Consider the following 19,744-nt stretch of genomic DNA (forward strand, 5'->3'; position numbering starts at 1 on the left):
TGTGCTGTCTCCTGCAAAAGTGCCGCGCATTATAGCAAAGGCGGCCCTGCTTGCATGCGGCTTTTACCAGCGCCAGTGCCGGCTCGGGGTGAGCAGCTCGGGTAGGGGCACGTCCCAGTGGTCGGTGGGAATGGTGGCCAGTTGCTGGCAGTCGTGGGCCAGGCCCACCGGGCGTGGGCCCTGGCCCCGGTGCCAGCCGGACAGGGTTCTGTCGTAGAAGCCGCCGCCCATGCCCATGCGGTTGCCGGCGGCGTCGAAGGCCACCAGCGGGGTGTAGATAAGATCCAGCTCCGACTTGGGCAGCAGCAGGCGCACATCGAGCCGGGGCTCGGGAATGCCGAAGCGGTTGGCGATGAGCGCCGTGTCCGGATCGTAGCGCAGAAACAGCAGGTGGCCGGGGCTGAAGTGGTGCAGTACCGGCAGGTAGACCTGGGCGCCCTGGGACCAGTACCAGTCGATCAGGGGCCGGGGGTCGAGCTCGCCGTCGTTGGCCAGGTACAGCGCCACCCGTCGGGCCGAGGCCAGGTGGGGGGTGTCGGCCACCCGCTCCGCTATGGTGCGGGCTGCGGCGTCCTGTTCGGCCGCAGTCAGTCGGCGGCGCGCCTGGCGTATCTGCTGCCGGATCTGGTGTCTGTCAGTCATGGCGGGTTCCGGTAAAAAAGAGACTAGTCGCAGGTTATCGCACTCTTCGCCGGCAATGCAAAGCGGCCGTCAGCGGTGCCAGGGGCTGTTTTTCAGCCGCAGGTACAGTGCCTCGACCTCGGTGCGGGCCCAGGGGGTGCGGCGCAGGAACTTGAGGCTGGACTTGATGCTGGGATCTTTTTTAAAGCAGTTGATATTGACCCGGCGGGCCAGCTCTTCCCAGCCGTAGCGTTCGACCAGCTCGGTCAGCAGGGCTTCCAGGGTGATACCGTGCAGGGGATTGTTGGGCTGTTCATGCATCAGGGATGGCCTTGCTGAAGAAAATTAAGTGGATCTGACCAAACCGGCTTGTGCCGTAAGGATGCTTCGGCCATGCCGGCGGGAAGCGAAAATATACGGTGAAGGGGTCCCCAGGGTGCCGTTGCGGGTGTTAGTCCTTGAACCCTGTGGTTCAAGGCGGAAACCCGGTATCTACCGCAGGCGTCTCGGTCGGGCCGAGCATGCTCAATAGTAAATAACGCGGCTTTCCTTTGCTGTTGATATCGGCTCAGGGACGCCACCCTACTGACGAACACCCCAGGGAAAACAAAACGTGTTGTGAAGCCGCTCAGCCTACCTTGCTGGCCAGCGCGTCCTCTATGGTATGCTGCAACATCTTGATGCGCTTGTCCATGGCGTCAGCATATTGATGATTCTTGTCCTTTTCAAGCTCGAGCTCATGGCAGACATTGAGCGCTATCATGATGGCCAGTTGCTCGTTGGAGGCGGACTTGCCGTTTTGCTTGAGCTCGCGGATCCGCTCGTTGAGCATGTTGGCCGCCCTGTGCAATGCCGCTTCCTGTCCGACAGGACAGGCCACCTTGTAAGGGCGCCCGAGAATAACGATGTCGATTGCCGCTGTGGTCATGTGGTCCTCAGGTGGCTTGCAATAGGCAATAAAATTGTGGCGACTATATAGTGGCGCTCCAGAAGTTTCAAGGGGTTGCTGGCCTGGGACGGGCGGCAATGCTAGGATCCGGGGTAATAACGCCCATCTTTTCCCGATTGAGTAAACGATGAACGACAACGCCCGTCTCAACTACGAAGCTTTCACCTCCCTGCTGGAACAGCACAACATGGTGGTCACCGCCGCCGAGGTGCATGGCGTCATCAGTGGCTTGATCTGCGGCGGCATGGCCAAGGACGACGTTCGCTGGCAGCGGCATTTCGACGAGCTGCTGAACGACGGCTTCGGCTTGCCCGCCGAGCTGAAAAAGGCCGTGAACCTGCTGTTTTACCGGGTCTATGACGAACTGCTCAGCCAGGCCCGGTTCGAGCTGCTGCTGCCCGAGGACGACATGCCGCTCGATGAACGGCTGGATGCGATGATGGAATGGGCCGGCGCCTTCCTGGCCGGCTTCGGGGTGGTGCAGCAGGAGCTGAACAAGGCTTCGCCCGAGCTGCAGGAAATGATCCAGGATATCAGCAACATCACCCAGGTTTCCGGCGAATTCGAGCAGGAAAACGAAGAGAACGAAGCCGCCTTCGTGGTGCTGTACGAACACCTCAAACTCGGCGCCACCCTGGCGTTCGAGGAGTTCGGCAAGGGCCAGCCGGCCGCCCGGCGGCCCACCCTGCACTAAAGGCCACCAGAACGCAGACAGGTTATGACTCATTATGACGTGGTAATCAACGGTGCCGGCATGACCGGCGCCGTGCTGGCGCTGGGATTGGGCGCCCTGCGCCGGACGGACGGCTCGGCGCTTAGCATCGCGGTCATCGAAGCGGCCTCGCCGGATCTGCAGGCCCATCCGGGCTTCGATGCCCGCAGCATCGCCCTGGCACAGCACAGCCGGGAGCTGCTCGAGCGGCTCGGCCTCTGGTCCTGCTTTGCGCCACTCGCGACCCCCATCACCCGTATCCAGGTATCGGATCAGGGCCACATTGGCCAGGTGCTGATGGCGGCGGAAGAATACCGGGTGCCGGCCCTGGGCTACGTGGTGGAGCTGAACCCCGTCGGTCAGTCGCTGTACTGGCAACTGGCGGCCGCGGACAACATCCGGCTGATTTGCCCGGACCGGATCGCCGGTTTTCGCCAGCATGCCGACGGCGTCGAGCTGGTGCTGGCGAGTGGCCAGTCGCTCGGCACCCGGCTGTTGGTGGCCGCGGACGGCAGTCGTTCGCTGGTCAGGGAGCAGTTGCGGTTGCCGAGCCGACAACTGGACTACGGCCAGAGCGCGGTGATCGCCAACGTGCAGACGGCCGAGCCGCCCGACGGGCGTGCCTTCGAGCGGTTTACCCGGGAAGGGCCCCTGGCCCTGCTGCCGATGAGCGAGGGGCGCAGCTCTCTGGTCTGGTGCGCCTCCACGGCGCGGGCCGAGGCCATCATGGCGCTCGATGACGACGCCTTCCTCGCCCAGTTGCAACGGGCGTTCGGCTACCGGCTGGGACGCTTGCAGCGCACCGGCACCCGGCACTGCTACCCCTTGCTGCTCGATGAAGTGGAAAAGCCCTGGCACCACAGGGTGGTGTTGCTGGGCAACGCGGCGCACCTGCTGCATCCCATCGCCGGCCAGGGCTTCAACCTGGGGCTGCGCGACGTGGCCGCCCTGGTGGCGGCGGTGGGCTCGGCACTCGGGCTGGGGCAGGATTTTGGCGGCTACCCGGTGCTGGCCGGCTATGGTCGGGAGCGACAGCCGGATCAAGCCGCCATCGTCGGCCTGACCACGGGGCTGGCCCTGCTGTTTTCCAACGACAACCCGGCCCTGGCGGCCGGGCGCAACCTGGGGCTGATGGCCATGGCGGCCTGCGCCCCCTTCAAAGAGCAACTGGCCTGGCGGGCCATGGGCAAGAGGTAACAGATGCAAGCGGCGGACATCATCATTATCGGTGGCGGCATGGTCGGGCTGACCCTGGCGCTGGCCATGGAGCACAGCGGTCTGCGGGTGGCGGTGGTGGAAGGGCAGGAAGACGACGGCGAGCTGCCCGCCATTCCCGACAACCGGGTCAGCGCCATCAACCTGGCCTCCCAGACTCTGCTGGAGCGGCTCGGCGCCTGGCCGGGCGACAGAGGCCGACTCGGCCCTTACACCGAGATGGAGGTGTGGGAGGCGGACAGTGCCGCCCGCATCGGTTTTTCCGCCGCCCTGCTGCACCAGCCCCGCCTCGGCCACATCGTGGAAAACCGGCTGTTGCTGCAGTCCTTGCTGGCCCGTGCCCGACGGTGTCCCCATATCAGCCTGCATATGCCGGCGCGGGCGGCGTCGCTGTCGGTGAGCGAGCAGGGGGCCTTCGTGCTGCTCGACGACGGCACCCCCATCACCGGACGGCTGCTGGTGGGGGCCGACGGCGCCCGCTCCTGGCTGCGTGGCCAGTTGCAGCCGGGCATGACCGAGTGGGACTACGATCACTGCGCCCTGGTGGCGACCGTGGCCACGGCCGAGCCCCATGGCCGCACCGCCCGCCAGATCTTCCGCGGCAACGATATCCTGGCCTTCCTGCCCCTGGCGGATGCGCACCAGTGCTCCATCGTCTGGTCCTGCGCCCCGGAGCGGGCCGGAGCCCTGGTGGCCCAGCCCGAAGCCGGATTCAACAAAGCGTTGTCCCATACCTTCGATCTGCGCCTGGGCCTGTGCGAGGTACTGGGGCCGCGCATGGCGATACCGCTTAAGGCCCGTTTCAGCCAGCAGTTCTGCGGCCCGCGCTGGGCGCTGATCGGCGACGCCGCCCACACCATACACCCGCTGGCGGGGCAGGGGGTCAACCTGGGGTTGCAGGATGCCGCCGCCCTGGCCGACACCCTGGCGCGCCTGCACGGCCAGGGTAAGGATATCGGCACCTTGGCCGGGTTGAGATCCTTCGAACGCTGGCGCAAGGCCGAGGCGGCTACCCTGCTGGCAACCATGGAGGGACTCAAGCGGCTGTTCGGCACGGCCCACCCGCTGGTGAAGGGGATGCGTGGCCTGGGGTTGGGGATGACCGACCGGCTGACCCCGCTCAAGCGCAGGCTGGCCGCTCATGCCCTGGGGGTCGGCGGGTTGCAGCCGAGGCTGTCCAGCCTTGAGAAAAACTAATCCGAGTGCTTTTAAAGATTAGTTTTTCTGGCATTATTTTTTGCCGCCCGGTGAGCAAATAATTTGTGCTTGTGCTTATTGGTAGGCTTTTAAATACCTAAAATATTAATTTTTTGTTATTTATTGGTGTAAAAAACCAAATTAAGCGCTTCCTTTCGTTTAAAAAACTGTTGCTTGCTGGCTCACATTTTATCTTGGTGGATAAAACGATAAGTTTTTTTTAAGTGTTCCTCGGTTTTATCCCGGGCCGGCTTGAGTATAATCGGAGGGCAATACCGGATTATCGCTCACAGGCCAGGCCTGGAATAAAAGGAAGCGCCATGACTCAGCAAACAGTTCTGCACCCCCAGCACCTGGAAGCCGGTGCCAAGATGGTGGATTTTCACGGTTGGGAAATGCCCATCAACTACGGCTCCCAGCTGGAAGAGCACCATGCGGTGCGCCAGGACGCCGGCATGTTCGACGTCTCCCACATGACCATCGTCGACGTCAAGGGCAGCCAGGCCAAGGCCTTCCTGCAGAAGCTGCTGGCCAACGACGTGGGCCGCCTGACCCAGCCCGGCAAGGCCGTGTACAGCGGCATGCTCAACGAGCAGGGCGGTGTCATCGATGATCTGATCACCTATTACTTCGCCGAAGACGATTACCGCATGATCGTCAACTCCGCCACCCGCGAGAAGGATCTGGCCTGGATGAACCAGCAGGTGGCAGGCTTCGAGGTCACCCTCACCGAGCGGCCCGAGCTGGCGATGATCGCGGTGCAGGGCCCTAACGCCAAGGCGAAAGCCGCCACCGTGTTCAGCGCCGAGCAGAATGCCGCCGTGGACGGCATGAAACCCTTCTTCGGGGTGCAGGCCGGCTCCCTCTTTATCGCCACCACCGGTTACACCGGGGAAGACGGCTATGAAATCGTGGTCCCCGCCGAGCAGGCCGCCGCCCTGTGGAACGCGCTCAGGGACGCCGGCGTGCGCCCCTGCGGCCTGGGCGCCCGGGATACCCTGCGCCTGGAAGCGGGCATGAACCTTTACGGCCAGGATATGGACGAGTCGGTTTCTCCGCTCGCCGCCAACATGGCCTGGACCCTCGCCTGGGAGCCCGCCGAGCGCGACTTTATCGGCCGCCAGGCGCTGGAAGCCCAGCGCGCCGCCGGCGACCAGCCCAGGCTGGTGGGCCTGGTGATGAAGGAAAAAGGCGTGCTGCGCGCCGGCACCATCGTTCGTTTTACCGACGGTCAGGGCCATGAACAACAGGGCGTTATCACTTCCGGCACCTTCTCGCCTACACTGGGTTTCAGCATTGCCCTGGCGCGGGTGCCGCGCTCCATTGGGGCCAATGCACAAGTGGAACTGCGTAAAAAATGGATGCCGGTGTCCGTGGTGAAGCCGACTTTCGTACGGTTCGGCCAAGCGGTCGCCGAGTTTTGAGAATCAAGAGGAACAACTGATGAGCAATATCCCCAGTGAATTGAAGTATGCCCGCTCCCACGAATGGGTACGGTTGGAAGGGAACGGTGAGGCGGTGGTCGGCATTACCGAGCACGCGCAGGATCTGTTGGGTGATATGGTGTTTGTTGAGCTGCCCGAAGTGGGCCGCACCCTGGACGTGGGCGAAGACTGCGCCGTGGCCGAGTCGGTCAAGGCCGCGTCCGACATCTATGCCCCGGTGAGCGGTGAAATCATCGCCGTGAACGAGGATCTGGAAGACAGCCCCGAGCTGGTCAACTCCGATCCTTACGGCGATGGCTGGTTGTTCCGTATCAAGCTGGCCGACGAGTCCGATCTGGACGAGCTGCTGGACGCCGAAGGCTACGAAAACAGCATCGACGAAGAGTGATCCCAAGCCCCCTTTTCGGGGGCTTATTGATATTTGATGCCTTTGGCCGACTTGCAATCCCACCTCAGACATTTGCCGGCAAGCGGAATCCCGGGGCCGGTTGCCTGCATGCCTTCAGGCTGCCGGCCTATTAAGGAAGTGAAAGAAAATGACCCAGTCTTTGTTAGAACTTGAGCAGAACAACGCATTCATCGGCCGCCATATCGGGCCCTCCGAGCAGGAAGTGGCCGAGATGCTGGCGGTGGTGGGCGCCGAGTCCCTGGACGATTTGATCCACCAGACCGTCCCCGCCAACATCCTCAACGACCAGCCGCTCGGCATCGGTGCCAGCCGCACCGAGGTGGAGGCGCTGGCCTACCTGAAATCCCTGGCCCGGCAAAACAAGGTATGCAAAAGCTATATCGGCATGGGCTACCACGACACCCATGTGCCCCTGGTGATCCAGCGCAACGTGCTGGAAAACCCGGGCTGGTATACCGCCTACACTCCCTACCAGCCGGAGATCGCCCAGGGCCGGCTGGAAGCGCTGCTCAACTTCCAGCAAATGACGCAAGACCTCACCGGCCTGCCCCTGGCCAGCGCCTCGCTGCTGGACGAGGCCACCGCCGCCGCCGAGGCGATGGCCCTGGCCAAGCGGGTGAGCAAGAACAAGAAGGCCAACAGCTTCTTCATCGCCGATGACGTCCATCCCCAGACCATCGACGTGGTGCGCGAGCGGGCCGAACACTACGGCTTCGACATCATCGTCGCTCCCGCCGAGGCGGTGGTGGAGCACGAGCTGTTCGGTGCCCTGTTCCAGTATCCGTCCACCACCGGCCAGATCCGCGACCTCCAGGATCTGATCGCCAAGGTGCAGAGCCAGAAGGGCATCGCCTGCGTGGCCGCCGACATCCTGTCGCTGGTGCTGCTGAAGGCGCCGGGCCAACTGGGTGCCGACGTGGTGCTGGGCAACGCCCAACGCTTCGGCGTGCCGATGGGCTACGGCGGTCCCCACGCCGCCTTCTTCGCCACCCGCGACGAGCACAAGCGTTCCCTGCCGGGGCGCATCATCGGCGTGTCCAAAGATACCCGTGGCAAGCCGGCCCTGCGCATGGCGATGCAGACCCGCGAGCAGCATATCCGCCGGGAAAAGGCCAACTCCAACATCTGTACCGCCCAGGTGCTGCTGGCCAACATGTCCAGCTTCTACGCCGTTTACCACGGCCCCGAAGGCCTCAAGCGCATCGCCGAGCGGGTGCACCGGCTGACCGACATCCTGGCCCTGGGCCTCCAATCCAAGGGTGTGCAGCTCAAGCACGACAGCTGGTTCGACACCCTGACCATCGTCACCAATGACAAGGATGCCATCCAGGCCCGGGCCCTGGCCGCCGGCGTCAACCTGCGCACCGATCTGGACGGCGCCCTGGGCGTGTCCCTGTCCGAAACCACCACCCGCAATGATGTGGCCGAGCTGTTCGACCTCTTCCTGGGGACAGGCCACGGCCTGGAGGTGGCGGCGCTGGACGCCGTTGCCGCCAGGGGCACCGGCTCCATTCCCGAGCGCCTTCTGCGCGACGAGCCCATCCTGACTCACGAGGTGTTCAACCAGTACCACTCCGAGAGCGAGATGCTGCGCTACATCCACAAGCTGGAGATGAAGGATCTGTCGCTCAACTACGGCATGATCTCGCTCGGCTCCTGCACCATGAAGCTCAACGCCACCGCCGAAATGGTGCCGGTGAGCTGGCCCGAGTTCGCCCGGATCCACCCCTTCGCGCCGCTGGATCAGACCCAGGGCTACCAGCGGATGATCGGCGAGCTGGAAGACTGGCTGGTCAAGATCACCGGCTACGATGCCATCTGCATCCAGCCCAACTCCGGCGCCCAGGGCGAATACGCCGGCCTGCTGGCCATCAAGAAATACCACGAGTCCCGGGGTGAAGGTCATCGCGACATCTGCCTGATCCCGAGCTCCGCCCACGGCACCAACCCGGCGTCGGCCCAGATGGCCAACATGAAGGTGATAGTGGTGGCCTGCGACAAGAAAGGTAACGTGGACATGGCCGACCTCAGGGCCAAGGCCGCCGAGGCGGGCGAGAACCTGTCCTGCATCATGGCCACCTATCCCTCCACCCACGGGGTGTACGAGGAAAGCATCCGCGAGATCTGCGAGGTCGTGCACAGCCATGGCGGCCAGGTGTACATGGACGGCGCCAACATGAACGCCCAGGTAGGCATCACCTCGCCCGGCTTTATCGGCTCCGACGTGTCGCACCTCAACCTGCACAAGACCTTCGCCATCCCCCACGGCGGCGGCGGCCCCGGCATGGGCCCCATCGGCGTCAAGGCGCACCTGGCGCCCTTCGTGGCCGGCCACGCCGTGGTCAAGACCGGCAAGGAAAGCCGGGACAATGGCGCCGTGTCCGCGGCTCCCTTCGGCTCCGCCAGCATACTGCCGATCAGCTGGATGTACATCGCCATGCTGGGCGACGAGGGGGTCAAGCGCTCCACCCAGGTGGCCATGCTCAACGCCAACTACCTGATGAAGAGCCTGGCCGAGGACTTCCCCATCCTCTACAGCGGCCGCAACGATCGGGTGGCTCACGAGTGCATCGTCGACCTGCGCCCGCTGAAGGAAGAGTGCGGCATCAGCGAGATGGACGTGGCCAAGCGGCTGATGGACTACGGCTTCCATGCCCCCACCATGAGTTTCCCGGTGGCCGGCACCCTGATGATCGAGCCGACCGAGTCCGAGTCCAAGGTGGAAATCGACCGCTTTATCCATGCCATGAAGCAGATCCGCGAGGAGATGCGCCAGGTGCAGAGCGGCCAGTGGACGCTGGAGGACAACCCCCTGGTCAATGCCCCGCACACCCAGGACGACGTGATGGACGCCGAGTGGAGCCGGGCCTACAGCCGCGAGCAGGCGGTGTTCCCCTCCGCCGAGGTGCGCCGCGCCAAGTTCTGGCCGACCGTCAACCGCATCGACGACGTCTACGGCGACCGCAACCTGTTCTGCAGCTGCCTGCCCACCGAGGCCTACGGCGAATAAGAGTACCAGGTTCCGGATAACGACAAGGGCGCCCGCGAGGCGCCCTTTTTGTCGCCTGGGGGGGATGCCGGTGGTGGAGGCGTTGTTTTCAAGGCCGAAGGGTCCCGCTGGGCGGGAAGGCAGGCGAGCCGCCTGCGCTCCGGTTGGTGCTGGCTGCAGGGCCTGAGCATGTATCGTGCTCAGCAAAAAAAAAAGCGCCACCAGGGCGCTTTTAACGTATTCCGCGGTGATGGACTCAGGCGGCCTTGGGCTTGCCGGCGGCCAGGGTGCGCTGCACCAGCTTCTTGATCAGCGGGGAGAACAGCGACAGCGCGGCCAGGATCAGCAGCCACATGGAAATGGGCTTGTCGACGAAGGTCATCCAGTCGCCACCGGAGATCTGCAGGGCACGGCGCATGGACTCTTCCATGATGGCACCCAGGATCAGCGCCAGGATCAGCGGCGCGGTGGGGAAGCCGAACAGCTTCATGCCGAGGCCGATCAGGCCGAAACCGAGCAGCAGCAGCAGGTCGAACACGTTGAAGCTGAGGCCATAGACGCCGATCATGCAGAAGATCAGGATCATCGCCAGCAGCAGCGGCTTGGGCATGTCCAGGATTTTGGCGATGTAGGGGATCAGCGGCAGGTTCAGCACCAGCAGGAAGATGTTGCCCACGTACATGCTGGCGATTACCCCCCAGAATACGTCCGGACGCTGTTCCAGCATCATGGGGCCGGGGGTCACGCCCATCACCAGCAGGGCGCCGAGCAGCACGGCGGTGGAGCCGGAGCCGGGCACACCCAGGGTCAGCAGGGGCACGAAGGAGCCACCGCAGGCGGCGTTGTTGGCGGACTCGGGGCCGGCGACGCCCTTGATGTTGCCCTTGCCGAAGGTGTCTCCGTCCTTGGCCAGGCGTTTTTCCAGGCTGTAGCCGAGGAAGGACGCGACGGTGGCACCGGCGCCGGGCAGCACGCCGATAAAGAAGCCGAGTACCGAGCTGCGGCCGATGGGGCCGGCGATTTCCTTGACTTCACTCTTGCTGAGCTTGAGCGAGCCGATGTTGTTGCGCGGCTGCTCCTTGCTGCCGCCCTTGAGCAGCATATAGAACACTTCCGCCAGGGCGAACACGCCGAGCGCCACCACCAGGAAGTCGATGCCGTCGATCAGCTCCAGGCTGCCGAAGGTGTAGCGCTCGGTACCGGTCTGCAGATCGATACCGACGATGGAGATCATCATGCCGATCACGGCGGCGATCAGGCCCTTGACCAGGGACTTGTCGGACAGGCTGACCACGGCGGTCAGGCCCAGCAGCATGAGCGCGAAGTATTCGGCAGGGCCGAAGCTCACCGCCACCTTGGACAGCAGCGGGGCGATCAGCATCAGGCCGATCACCGAAACGGTACCGCCGATAAAGGAGGCGTAAGCGGCAATCGCCAGGGCTTTGCCCGCCATGCCCTTCTTGGCCATGGGGTAGCCGTCGAAGGAGGTGGCCACGGTGCCGGCCACGCCCGGGGCATTGAGCAGGATGGAGGAGGTGGAGCCGCCGAAGATGGCGCCGTAATAGACCCCGGACATCAGGATCAGGCCGGAGGCGGGATCCATGCTGAAGGTAATGGGGATCATCAGCGCCAGGGCACTGATGGGGCCCAGGCCGGGCAGCATGCCGATAATGGTGCCGGCGAAGACACCGACGAACACGTACATGATATTCATCGGGTCCAGGGCGATGCCGAAGCCGTACACCAGACTGTTGAATGCATCCATCATAATGATAAACCTTTGATTTTTCCTGATTAAAGGTAAGTCAACGCGACCGCTCTTTTAGAAGGGCAAGATCCCGGTGGGGAGATAAACATCCATCACGTAACTCATCATGAAATACAGTGCCAGCACGACACCGCTCGATGCCAACAGGTTGGCCTTGTGGTTGCGATAGCCGTAGTAGTAGGCCAGGCCGCAGCACAGCAGGATGGAGGTGACGACAAAGCCAATCGGCTGCAGGGCGAAGGCGTAGGCGATAATGGCCACCGAGGTGACTGCCACCCGCATGCGCGGGCTGGTCCAGAAACCGCCTGTTTCCTCGATGATGTCGTCCTGCTCGTCGTCGTCCTGAACGTGTTGCCTGGGTTTTTCCAGGAACAGCAGTACGGCCAGCACCAGCAGGGCGCTACCCAGGGCCTTGGGGAAGGTGTCCGAGTCGACGGGGCGGGGCAGCGAGAACCCGGGGATCTGGAACGCCATCCAGATGTAACCCAGGGCAAACAGAGCCAGAATAATACCTATTTTCTGGTTGATGTTGAGTTTGTTCATAACAATACCTGTACATGGCTGGGTGACGGGGAAGTCCCCGTCACCGCTATCCGTTAGCGCCGCAGCAGACCCAGGTCACCCAGGATGGTGCTGAACTGATCGAGCTGGGAGTCGAGGAAGGCGCCGAAGGCCTCACTACCCTGGTAGGCGTCGATCCAGCCCATCTGGGCGCTGGCCTGCTTCCACGCATCGGTTTTCACCATGCGGGCGAACAGGTCTTCGTAATAGGCCCGCGCTTCGGGTGACATGTCCTTCGGACCCATGACGCCACGCCAGATGTCGAAGGTGTAATCGAGTCCCTGCTCCTTGAAGGTGGGCACACTGGCCAGGGTGCCGCCCAGGCGCTCGGGAGAAGAGACCGCCAGCGCGCGCAGCTCGCCGCCTTCCAGCTGGCCCGCCGACTCGCCGGCACCGCTGACCACCGCTTCCACGTGCTTGCCCATCAGGCTGATCATGGCTTCGCCACCGCCGGAGAAGGCGATGTAGTTGACATTACGCGCTTCCAGGCCGGCCTCGGCGGCGGCACCGGCGATGGCGATATGATCCATGGAGCCGGCCGCCGAGCCGCCGCCCACGCTCAGGCCGGGGTTGGCCTTCATCGCGTTGAACAGGTCATTTACGGTCTGGTAGGGAGAATCCTTGCGCACCAGAATGATGGAGTAGTCGGTATTCAGCTGGGCGATGGGGGTGAAGTCCTTGTGGCTGAAACGGGAGGTGCCGGCCAGGGGCACCAGGATGATGGGCGGACTGGTGGCGAACAGCTTGTGATCGTTCTTGGCATCGCGGGCGATCTGGGCCCAGGCCACGGCGCCGCCGCCGCCGGGCACGTTGATGGGGGCGAAATTCTGCGGCGCCAGCTTCTCGGCCTGGATCACCATGCCGGCGGTGCGCACCAGGGTATCCCAGCCGCCGCCCGGATTGGCGGGGGCGATGAACTCCACCGGTCGGGTCGGCTGCCAGTCCTGGGCCTGGGCCGGCATCTGGGCGCCGAGGGCCAGCAGCGGCAGGGCGGCCAGGCCCAAGCGTTTGAACGGTTTGCGTAGAGCGTTGAACATACAGTTCTCCTTGGTTCGTCCTTGTTAACATCTGGTGTAAAAATAGATGCACAGCTGTTAGGCAACAAGCTTTGGGGCATAAATAGAAAAAACGGCATTAAGGCGATTTTGTTTATTTTGTTCACAGGCGGGAAAATAATGACGGCCCCGGGGCGGGCTGCTATTGCTTAACAGTGGCAGCGGCGGCCACCGGCGGTCGGTGGCCGTGCGCACTTGCCGGCAGCGGGGGATTTATGAGTCATGTTTACAAGCTGATCGAGGTCGCGGGCTCGTCCACCAGCGGTTACGACGATGCCATCAGGCAGGCGGTGGCCAAGGCGGCCGAAACCGTCGAGCACCTGGACTGGTTCGAGGTCACCGAGATGCGCGGCCATATCAAGGACGGCCAGATCGCGCACTTTCAGGTGGTGGTGAAAATCGGTTTCCGCCTGAGCTGATCAGCGGTTGAGGCGGTAACGCCGCTCGGGCCGGCCCACTTCACCGTAGGCCTGTTCGGCGCAGGCCCGGCCCTGGGCCACCAGGTATTCCAGGTAACGGCGGGCGGTGGAGCGGCTGGCGCCGATGGTCTTGGCCAGTTCCACCGCGGTTTGCGGCGCCTGGGTCTGGGCCATGGTATTGACCACGGTATCCAGGGTCAGGCGGTCGATGCCCTTGGGCAGGGTGCCGGTGCCCGGCGCCGCCGGTGCCGGCTCGCTGACCACGGGCCGGCGGTTCAGGGCCATGTCCAGTTCTTCCTGGCTCATTTCCTGCTTCTGTTCGAGCAGGGTCCGTTCCTGTACGAAGCGGCTGAGCATATGGGCCATGCGCTCGCTCTGGGTGGGCTTGATCAGGTAGTCGAACACGCCGCCGCGCAGGGCCTCCTGGATGGTGTCCACTTCCCTGGCGGCGGTCACCATCACGATGTCGATATGCCGGTACAGCCGGCGGATCTCCCACAGCAGTTCCAGCCCGGTGGCATCGGGAATGTAGGCGTCGAGCAGCACCAGGCTGATCTGGTCGGCATGGTCGGCCAGGAACGCCAGCGCCTCGGCCTTGGTGCGGGCCTCATGGAGCACCTTGAAGCCCGCGCTCTGCTCCACGAATTGCCGGTTGATTTCGGCGATGCGAAAGTCGTCCTCGATAATCAGTACGCCGTGGTTCTTCAGGGTCATGCCAGGGTTTCCTCCTGCCCGGCCATCCGCGCCTTGGCCAGGGTGACGATAAAACAGGCGCCGCCGAGGTCGCCGTCTTCCAGGCTGACATCACCGCCGTACTCCAGGCACAGCTGGCGCACCAGGGCCAGGCCGATGCCCATGTGCTTGCCGGGCTTGGTGGTGAAGCCTTCCCGGAAGATGTGCGCCAGCAGGGCGGGATCCACCCCCGGGCCGTTGTCTTCCACCTCGAACAGCAGCTGTTCCCCGAGATCGGTGAAAAACAGCCGCACCCGGGGTGGCGTCTGTCTGCCCAGCAGGGCGGCGTCGACCGCGTTGTTGAGCAGGTTGCCGAGCACCGAGATCAGCACCTCCTGGCCCTGGGGACCGAGCGGGGTATGCAGGGCGCTGTCTTCCACTATCTCCAGCTGCACCCCCTTCTGCTCGGCGTCCGCCAGCTTGCCGAGCAGAATGGCGCCCACCAAGGGGTCTTCCACCTGCTCCAGCACCGTCGCCAGGCGGGCCTGCTCGCGGGCGGTCTCCTGGTTGATCAGCGCCAGCGCCTGCTGTGGCTTGTCAAGCTGCAGCAGGCCGGAAATGGTATAGAGCTTGTTGGAAAACTCGTGGGCCTGCACCCGCAGGGCATCCCGGTCCCGGTTGACCGCGTTCAGCGCCAGGGACAGATCGCGGATCTCCTGGCGGCTGCGGAAGGTGGCCACGGCGCCCTGCACCCGGCCGCCGTGGATGATGGGAACCCGGTTGACCACCACCGGGTGTTCGCCGATCCACATTTCCTGATCGAACTGGCGCTCGCCGCTGGACAGCACCTCCCGCAAGCGGGAATTGGGCACCAGCTCCTGTACCGGCCGGCCCACCGCATTGCTGTGCGGCGGCAGGCCGAGAAAGCGCCGGGCGGCCTGGTTGAGCAGGGTGATCTGTCCCTGTTGGTTGACCGCCACTATGCCTTCGTGGATGGACTGCAGAATGGCGTCCTTTTCCATCACCAGACGGGCGATTTCGTGGGGTTCCAGCCCCAGTATCACCTTTTTCAGGTGCTGGGCCAGCCAGCCGGCGCCGGCCAGGCCGAGCACCACCATCAGGCCGATCAGGCCCCAGCCGAGGGCGAGGGAGTTGTCGATATCGATATCGACCTTCTCCAGCATGAAGCCGACCGAGACGATACCGATGATGTCGCCGTTGGCGTCGAACACCGGCGCCTTGCCGCGAATGGCTTCGCCCAGCGAGCCTTCGGCCTCGGAGATATAGGCTTCGCCGCCGAGCAGGGCCCGGTCGTTGTCGCCGCCCACCATCGGCAGCCCCAGCCGCTCGGGCAGGGGATGGGCGTAGCGGATGCCGAAGCGGTTGCCGACCACCACGTAGCGGGCACCGGTCTCGATGCGGATCTGCTCCGCCAGCGGCTGGATGATGGCGGCGGGATCGGCGCTGTCGAAGGCGTCGATGATAGCCGGGATCTGGGCCACGGTTTGCGCCACGCTCATGGCACGCATGCCTATCTGTTCGGTGATGATCTGGCTCTGGCGATGATTGAGGTAGGCGCCCTGCACCAGCAGGGTGGCGGCCACCAGGGTGCCGACCAGCAAGAGTACCTGGGTGCGGAATCGGAGTGGGGGGAAGAAGCGCTTTGTGTTAACGGACACCTGAACACTGCCTGTAAAGGGGAGCTGGCCCTATTGTACCCCCCATCTGCCAGCCGGCCCAATACGGGACGGCAATAATGTGAGGGCTGTTCTGCCCGGTGTTTGCTGAATCAGCTGCGGTAGTCCCCGATATCGGGCCGGCGGCTGGGGCCGTGCAGGGCCAGGTCCACCGGATGGAAGGCCTTGATCGCCTCGAAGCAGAAATCCCCCACCGCCCGGTGCAGCGCCTGGGGATCGTGGTTGGTGATGATGATCACGCTCTTGGACAGGTTGCGCCGGCGGCGCAGCAGGTGGCCGAGAAAGCTGGACTGGCTTTCCGCCAGCCGGGCGCGGTTGGCCGCCACCTCGTCCAGGATCAGCAGGTCGACCTCCTCCAGTGCCCGGCGGTACTGATTGCGGCTTTCCTGATCCTCGATCACCCCGAAGAACAGCCGGTCCACCACCGAGGCCCACTGCTGGAAGATCACCGACTTCTGGTGCTGGCGGATCAGCTCGTGGGCGATGGCGCCGGCCAGGGTCGACTTGCCGGTGCCGAAGTCACCGTAGATCAGGATGGCGGCGCCGCCTTTCTGCTCCCAGTGATCGAAGGCATTGATAAAGTGATGGGCGGTATCGATATGGTGACCGAGCGCCGGATCGTCCCTGTCCATGTTGGCGAAGATCCAGTCCGGATTCAAATCGGCCTGGGCCAGCAGCCGCTCGGTCCGTTTCTGGCGCGCTTCCTGCTGGGCCTGGCGTACCTCGGCGTTGGCCTGCTGCTCGTACTGGCGCTTGAGGGCGGCATAGTCGTACTGGGGCAGGGTGCCGCTGGCGCGCAGCCGCTGCAGCCGGCTCAACAGTCCCTGTACCTGCCGATCGCCGCCGGCGGCCGGTGACAGATCCGGCTCGGGCCGTTTGCGCCGCCGCCGGGCGATATCGGCCAGGTCGGCGGCGATTTCTTCAGGCGTCTTCTTCATCGTGTTCTCCGTGAGCGCCGCCGCCGAGACGCCGGGCTTCTTCCATCATCTCCCGGGCCCGTTTGCTGGGGCCGGTCTCGGTTCTGGCCGGTGGTGGCTGGTAGCCGGTGGTGGCGGCCGCCGCCACGGCGGGCGGGCGCCTGATGCTGCGCTGGCTCTTGAGCTGGCGCACGAACTTGAGGGTCCACTGGTGCTGGTTGGCGAATGCTTCGGGCCGGCCCAGCCAGTAGGCGATAAATTCACCCAGTTCGGCCTCGTCGAAGTGGCTGTCGAGCAGGCCGCACAACCTGGCCAATTGGTCGAGCTGCGGGTCCGGGCGCCACTCCGGATGCATGGCAAACTGCCGGGGCGGCAATGGCGACAGCCCGGCGAGCCGTTTCAGCGGCAACATGAAAGTGGCGCCATGGTAGTGCTGGGAATGCGGCTTTTCCTGCGGGCTCAGCAGCCCCGCCGCCTGCAGCTCGTCGAGCAGGGCGGTCAGCTTCAGCGGCGTCACCCGGTACTGGTAGTCGCCGTCCTTCTGCACCGCCAGGGCCTTGCCCAGGCTGGGGTAGTCGAGCGGCGGGGTACAATCCCCCCGGGCCTGGTGCCTGAGATGCAACAGGTACAGGCTGCGTGCCGGATGAGACAGTCTGGGGGAGGTCAGTGCCTGATATTCTGCCGGAGTCATAATGCCACTGTTGCTGCATGGGACGGCCATTATCCACCAAAGTGCCGGCAGAATACAGCCGCCCGCCCGGGCCGCTTTCACTGTGGCCAAAATCAGCTAGTCTCAGTGTATACATTCTCATTACCAGAAAAGCAGGCCCATGTTCGACTTTTGCCCACAGATCCTACTGATAGAAGACGACCCGGTATTCCGTCGGCTGATGGTGGCCTATCTCGAGCTGTGGGGAGCAAAAGTAACCGAGGCGGACAGCGGTGAGGACGGGCTGCAGCAGGCCTTCCGGCAAAAGCCCGACCTGGTGCTGAGCGATTTATTGCTGCCGGCGCCCGCCGGTCACGAGGTGATCGCCTGCCTGAAACAGCGTTACCCGGAACTGCCGGTGATCGCCATTTCCGGCCAGCAGAAAATGGCGGACGTGTCCCGGGCGCTGCGCGCCGGGGCGGAAGATTACCTGATCAAACCCATCCGCAACTGGGCCATGGTGGCGGAGGTGATCGGCGCCAGCCTGCGTCCGGATCCGCAACGGCTGCTGGCCGAACTCAACGAACACCTGGCCTTCTACCGCAAGGAAGACATCGCCGCCAGCCGGCTGATGCAGAGCTGGCGGCAACAGCCCGAGCGCGAGTTCGGCCCCTGGCGGCTGAGCTGCCGGCAGAGCTCGCCCTGGGTGCTGACCGAATACCTGCACCTCAACCAGGATCTGCTGCTGCTGCTGGCCGAATTCGACCCGCTCAACATGGACACCCCTGTGGTGATGTCGCTGGTGGCGTTCCTGCTCAACGAGCCCCTGCGCCACTACCGCGGCGACCAGGACAACATGCTCGACAGCCCGGCCCGGACCCTGGAGTACATCAACCGGCTGATCCTTGATGTGGGCCTGGATACCCGGGTCAACCTGGCGCTGTTCCGGCTCGATGCCCGGGCCCGGGTGGTGGAGGTGGCCAACGGCGGCATGGCCGGCAGCGACTGGTTGGAGCATTGCGACGCGGGCCCGCTGGGGGTGGAGGAACTGAGCGTCAGCCAGTTCCGGTACCCGTTTTCATTCCCGCTGGAGCTGAGCCTGAAGGGCGGTTTCGGCAGCGAAATCCAGTTCACCGCCCATCACGGCGATCACTGAACGGGGAGCCCGCGCAGGTAGTCGGCAAAGTCCGCCCCCAGCTCGGGATGGCGCAGCCCGTATTCCACATTGGCCTTGAGGTAGCCCAGCTTGCTGCCGCAGTCGTGGCTCTTGCCCCGGATATGATGAGCCTCGACCGGCTCCTGCTCCATCAGCATGGCGATGGTGTCGGTCAGCTGGATCTCGTCGCCCTTGCCGAGCGGGGTTTTCTTCAGCAACGGCCAGATATTGGCGGACAGCACATAGCGGCCCACCACCGCCAGGTTGGAGGGGGCCTCTTCGTGCCGGGGCTTCTCGACGATGGCGCAGAGCGGGGCAGAGCGGCCCTGCTCCAGGGTACCGCCGTTGATATCGACGATACCGAACTGATCCACCCGCTCATGGGCGACCGGCTCCACCAGGATCTGGCTGTGCCCCCCGTCGGCAAAGGCCCGGATCATCGCTGCCAGGTTGTCCTGGCGCAGGTTGCTGGCCGCCTCGTCGATCAGCACATCGGGCAGCAGTATGGCGAAGGGGGCGTCGCCCACCAGCGGCTGGGCGCACAGAATGGCGTGGCCCAGCCCTTTGGCCTCGCCCTGGCGGACGTGCATGATGGTGACGTCGTGCGGGCAGATGTTCTGCACTTCGCTCAGCAGCTGGCGCTTGACCCGCTTTTCCAGGGTGGCCTCCAGCTCGAAACTGGTGTCGAAGTGGTTTTCGATGGAGTTCTTGCTGGCGTGGGTGACCAGCACGATTTCTTTTATTCCGGCCTGTACCGCCTCGTTGACCACGTACTGGATCAGGGGCTTGTCGACCACCGGCAGCATTTCCTTGGGAATCGCCTTGGTGGCGGGCAGCATGCGGGTGCCGAGACCGGCGACGGGAATGACCGCTTTGCGGATCGGGGGCTGAGAGGACATCACGGGCACCAAAAAAACAACGGACCCGTATCATAACCAATAGCGCCACTCCCGGCCATGGCCGGGAGTGGCCGGAGCTTCAGTGGCTCAGCAGGTGGCGGTTTTTCTCCACCGTGGCCGGGCCGATGCCGCTGACCTTGGCCAGGTCATCGACCGAGCCGAAGGGGCCGTTGGCTTCCCGGTACTCGACGATGGCCTCCGCCTTGGCCGGCCCGATGCCGGTGAGCAGCGACAGCTGTTCCGTGGTGGCGGTATTGATGTCGATGCTGGTGACCGCGGCCTGCTCGGCGGCGGCCTGGGCATGGACCAGGGCGGGGGTGGTGACGGCCAGCAGGGCGGCCAGCAGGGCGGATAGCAGTGGTTTGTTCATTCCCGTCTCTCCTTGTTGTTGGGCATGCTGAGGTTTGTCCCCAG

Annotated in this window: 20 protein-coding genes and 1 other RNA gene; 8 read left to right on the plus strand and 13 right to left on the minus strand. The window is 64.1% G+C overall.

The features are described from left to right. Positions 1–63: 63 nt before the first annotated feature. The 4 genes from C7H85_RS00065 to zapA all read right to left on the minus strand — a co-directional run bounded on the left by C7H85_RS00065 (position 64) and on the right by zapA (position 1,549). A complete protein-coding gene (locus tag C7H85_RS00065; protein ID WP_106727691.1) occupies positions 64–642 on the minus strand; it encodes a 5-formyltetrahydrofolate cyclo-ligase in 579 nt (192 codons plus the stop codon). A gap of 69 nt (positions 643–711) precedes the next feature. Further along, the gene (locus C7H85_RS00070) at positions 712–942 is read right to left on the minus strand and encodes a VF530 family protein (protein WP_106727692.1); all 231 of its coding nucleotides are present in this window, start codon (positions 940–942) and stop codon (positions 712–714) included. Between the two features lie 103 nt (positions 943–1,045). Then, a non-coding RNA gene (gene ssrS / locus C7H85_RS00075) (6S RNA) lies at positions 1,046–1,228 on the minus strand. 21 nt (positions 1,229–1,249) lie between these two features. Beyond that, positions 1,250–1,549, minus strand: coding sequence for a cell division protein ZapA (gene zapA, locus C7H85_RS00080; RefSeq protein WP_106727693.1), 300 nt, complete (start codon positions 1,547–1,549; stop codon positions 1,250–1,252). A 148-nt stretch (positions 1,550–1,697) separates the two neighbouring features. Here zapA and C7H85_RS00085 point away from each other — a divergent pair, with 148 nt between their 5' ends. The 6 genes from C7H85_RS00085 to gcvP all read left to right on the plus strand — a co-directional run bounded on the left by C7H85_RS00085 (position 1,698) and on the right by gcvP (position 9,558). Further along, a complete protein-coding gene (locus tag C7H85_RS00085) occupies positions 1,698–2,264 on the plus strand; it encodes a UPF0149 family protein (RefSeq protein WP_106727694.1) in 567 nt (188 codons plus the stop codon). 24 nt (positions 2,265–2,288) lie between these two features. Next, positions 2,289–3,479 (plus strand): 2-octaprenyl-6-methoxyphenyl hydroxylase, encoded by a 1,191-nt coding sequence (ubiH, locus tag C7H85_RS00090; RefSeq protein WP_106727695.1) that lies wholly within the window; start codon positions 2,289–2,291, stop codon positions 3,477–3,479. Positions 3,480–3,482: 3 nt separating this feature from the next. After that, a complete protein-coding gene (locus C7H85_RS00095) occupies positions 3,483–4,694 on the plus strand; it encodes an FAD-dependent monooxygenase (RefSeq protein ID WP_106727696.1) in 1,212 nt (403 codons plus the stop codon). 320 nt (positions 4,695–5,014) lie between these two features. Beyond that, positions 5,015–6,118: a glycine cleavage system aminomethyltransferase GcvT gene (gene gcvT / locus C7H85_RS00100; protein ID WP_106727697.1), complete on the plus strand. Its 1,104-nt coding sequence runs from the start codon at positions 5,015–5,017 to the stop codon at positions 6,116–6,118. 19 nt (positions 6,119–6,137) lie between these two features. After that, positions 6,138–6,527 carry a glycine cleavage system protein GcvH gene (gcvH, locus tag C7H85_RS00105; RefSeq protein ID WP_106727698.1) on the plus strand — a complete coding sequence of 130 codons (390 nt, stop codon included), beginning with the start codon at positions 6,138–6,140 and terminating at the stop codon, positions 6,525–6,527. 148 nt (positions 6,528–6,675) lie between these two features. Then, positions 6,676–9,558 (plus strand): aminomethyl-transferring glycine dehydrogenase, encoded by a 2,883-nt coding sequence (gene gcvP / locus C7H85_RS00110; protein ID WP_106727699.1) that lies wholly within the window; start codon positions 6,676–6,678, stop codon positions 9,556–9,558. 235 nt (positions 9,559–9,793) lie between these two features. On the opposite strand, the gene C7H85_RS00115 is transcribed toward gcvP, so the two are convergent. From C7H85_RS00115 to C7H85_RS00125, 3 genes are read right to left on the minus strand one after another with little or no spacing between them, the layout of a single operon-like run. Then, the gene (locus C7H85_RS00115) at positions 9,794–11,305 is read right to left on the minus strand and encodes a tripartite tricarboxylate transporter permease (protein WP_210433521.1); all 1,512 of its coding nucleotides are present in this window, start codon (positions 11,303–11,305) and stop codon (positions 9,794–9,796) included. Positions 11,306–11,359: 54 nt separating this feature from the next. Continuing rightward, on the minus strand, positions 11,360–11,848 hold the full coding sequence (locus C7H85_RS00120; protein ID WP_106727700.1) for a tripartite tricarboxylate transporter TctB family protein: 489 nt from the start codon (positions 11,846–11,848) through the stop codon (positions 11,360–11,362). Positions 11,849–11,901: 53 nt separating this feature from the next. Further along, on the minus strand, positions 11,902–12,903 hold the full coding sequence (locus C7H85_RS00125; RefSeq protein WP_106727701.1) for a tripartite tricarboxylate transporter substrate binding protein: 1,002 nt from the start codon (positions 12,901–12,903) through the stop codon (positions 11,902–11,904). A gap of 233 nt (positions 12,904–13,136) precedes the next feature. Here C7H85_RS00125 and C7H85_RS00130 point away from each other — a divergent pair, with 233 nt between their 5' ends. Continuing rightward, entirely contained in the window at positions 13,137–13,340 is a 204-nt protein-coding gene (locus C7H85_RS00130; protein ID WP_106727702.1) for a dodecin, read from the plus strand. Here the strand turns inward: C7H85_RS00130 and C7H85_RS00135 are convergent, their stop codons facing one another. The 4 genes from C7H85_RS00135 to C7H85_RS00150 all read right to left on the minus strand — a co-directional run bounded on the left by C7H85_RS00135 (position 13,341) and on the right by C7H85_RS00150 (position 17,317). Then, positions 13,341–14,054 (minus strand): response regulator, encoded by a 714-nt coding sequence (locus tag C7H85_RS00135; protein ID WP_106727703.1) that lies wholly within the window; start codon positions 14,052–14,054, stop codon positions 13,341–13,343. Then, entirely contained in the window at positions 14,051–15,691 is a 1,641-nt protein-coding gene (locus tag C7H85_RS00140; RefSeq protein WP_106727704.1) for an ATP-binding protein, read from the minus strand. The genes C7H85_RS00135 and C7H85_RS00140 overlap by 4 nt, the downstream gene beginning before the upstream one ends. A 110-nt stretch (positions 15,692–15,801) precedes the next feature. Beyond that, positions 15,802–16,647, minus strand: a complete 846-nt coding sequence (locus tag C7H85_RS00145; protein WP_106727705.1) for a DnaA ATPase domain-containing protein — start codon at positions 16,645–16,647, stop codon at positions 15,802–15,804. After that, a complete protein-coding gene (locus C7H85_RS00150; protein ID WP_106727706.1) occupies positions 16,631–17,317 on the minus strand; it encodes a DnaT-like ssDNA-binding domain-containing protein in 687 nt (228 codons plus the stop codon). The genes C7H85_RS00145 and C7H85_RS00150 overlap by 17 nt, the downstream gene beginning before the upstream one ends. A 139-nt stretch (positions 17,318–17,456) precedes the next feature. Between C7H85_RS00150 and C7H85_RS00155 the strand changes: the two genes are divergently transcribed. Further along, complete coding sequence (locus tag C7H85_RS00155) at positions 17,457–18,431, plus strand: response regulator (protein ID WP_106727707.1); 975 nt, start codon at positions 17,457–17,459, stop codon at positions 18,429–18,431. On the opposite strand, the gene galU is transcribed toward C7H85_RS00155, so the two are convergent. After that, entirely contained in the window at positions 18,425–19,330 is a 906-nt protein-coding gene (gene galU / locus C7H85_RS00160; protein ID WP_106727708.1) for a UTP--glucose-1-phosphate uridylyltransferase GalU, read from the minus strand. The two genes, C7H85_RS00155 and galU, sit on opposite strands and share 7 nt — an antisense overlap. A gap of 79 nt (positions 19,331–19,409) precedes the next feature. Continuing rightward, positions 19,410–19,700: a ComEA family DNA-binding protein gene (locus C7H85_RS00165; RefSeq protein WP_106727709.1), complete on the minus strand. Its 291-nt coding sequence runs from the start codon at positions 19,698–19,700 to the stop codon at positions 19,410–19,412. Positions 19,701–19,744 lie beyond the last annotated feature (44 nt).

The sequence above is a fragment of the Zobellella endophytica genome, assembly GCF_003012775.1.
Taxonomy (GTDB): Bacteria; Pseudomonadota; Gammaproteobacteria; order Enterobacterales; family Aeromonadaceae; genus Oceanimonas; species Oceanimonas endophytica.

Coding starts and splice junctions, on each gene's coding strand:
- C7H85_RS00065 (WP_106727691.1), bottom strand. CDS start 642: ATGACTGACAGACACCAGATCCGGCAGCAGATACGCCAGGCGCGCCGC.
- C7H85_RS00070 (WP_106727692.1), bottom strand. CDS start 942: ATGCATGAACAGCCCAACAATCCCCTGCACGGTATCACCCTGGAAGCC.
- zapA (WP_106727693.1), bottom strand. CDS start 1,549: ATGACCACAGCGGCAATCGACATCGTTATTCTCGGGCGCCCTTACAAG.
- C7H85_RS00085 (WP_106727694.1), top strand. CDS start 1,698: ATGAACGACAACGCCCGTCTCAACTACGAAGCTTTCACCTCCCTGCTG.
- ubiH (WP_106727695.1), top strand. CDS start 2,289: ATGACTCATTATGACGTGGTAATCAACGGTGCCGGCATGACCGGCGCC.
- C7H85_RS00095 (WP_106727696.1), top strand. CDS start 3,483: ATGCAAGCGGCGGACATCATCATTATCGGTGGCGGCATGGTCGGGCTG.
- gcvT (WP_106727697.1), top strand. CDS start 5,015: ATGACTCAGCAAACAGTTCTGCACCCCCAGCACCTGGAAGCCGGTGCC.
- gcvH (WP_106727698.1), top strand. CDS start 6,138: ATGAGCAATATCCCCAGTGAATTGAAGTATGCCCGCTCCCACGAATGG.
- gcvP (WP_106727699.1), top strand. CDS start 6,676: ATGACCCAGTCTTTGTTAGAACTTGAGCAGAACAACGCATTCATCGGC.
- C7H85_RS00115 (WP_210433521.1), bottom strand. CDS start 11,305: ATGATGGATGCATTCAACAGTCTGGTGTACGGCTTCGGCATCGCCCTG.
- C7H85_RS00120 (WP_106727700.1), bottom strand. CDS start 11,848: ATGAACAAACTCAACATCAACCAGAAAATAGGTATTATTCTGGCTCTG.
- C7H85_RS00125 (WP_106727701.1), bottom strand. CDS start 12,903: ATGTTCAACGCTCTACGCAAACCGTTCAAACGCTTGGGCCTGGCCGCC.
- C7H85_RS00130 (WP_106727702.1), top strand. CDS start 13,137: ATGAGTCATGTTTACAAGCTGATCGAGGTCGCGGGCTCGTCCACCAGC.
- C7H85_RS00135 (WP_106727703.1), bottom strand. CDS start 14,054: ATGACCCTGAAGAACCACGGCGTACTGATTATCGAGGACGACTTTCGC.
- C7H85_RS00145 (WP_106727705.1), bottom strand. CDS start 16,647: ATGAAGAAGACGCCTGAAGAAATCGCCGCCGACCTGGCCGATATCGCC.
- C7H85_RS00150 (WP_106727706.1), bottom strand. CDS start 17,317: ATGACTCCGGCAGAATATCAGGCACTGACCTCCCCCAGACTGTCTCAT.
- C7H85_RS00155 (WP_106727707.1), top strand. CDS start 17,457: ATGTTCGACTTTTGCCCACAGATCCTACTGATAGAAGACGACCCGGTA.
- galU (WP_106727708.1), bottom strand. CDS start 19,330: ATGTCCTCTCAGCCCCCGATCCGCAAAGCGGTCATTCCCGTCGCCGGT.
- C7H85_RS00165 (WP_106727709.1), bottom strand. CDS start 19,700: ATGAACAAACCACTGCTATCCGCCCTGCTGGCCGCCCTGCTGGCCGTC.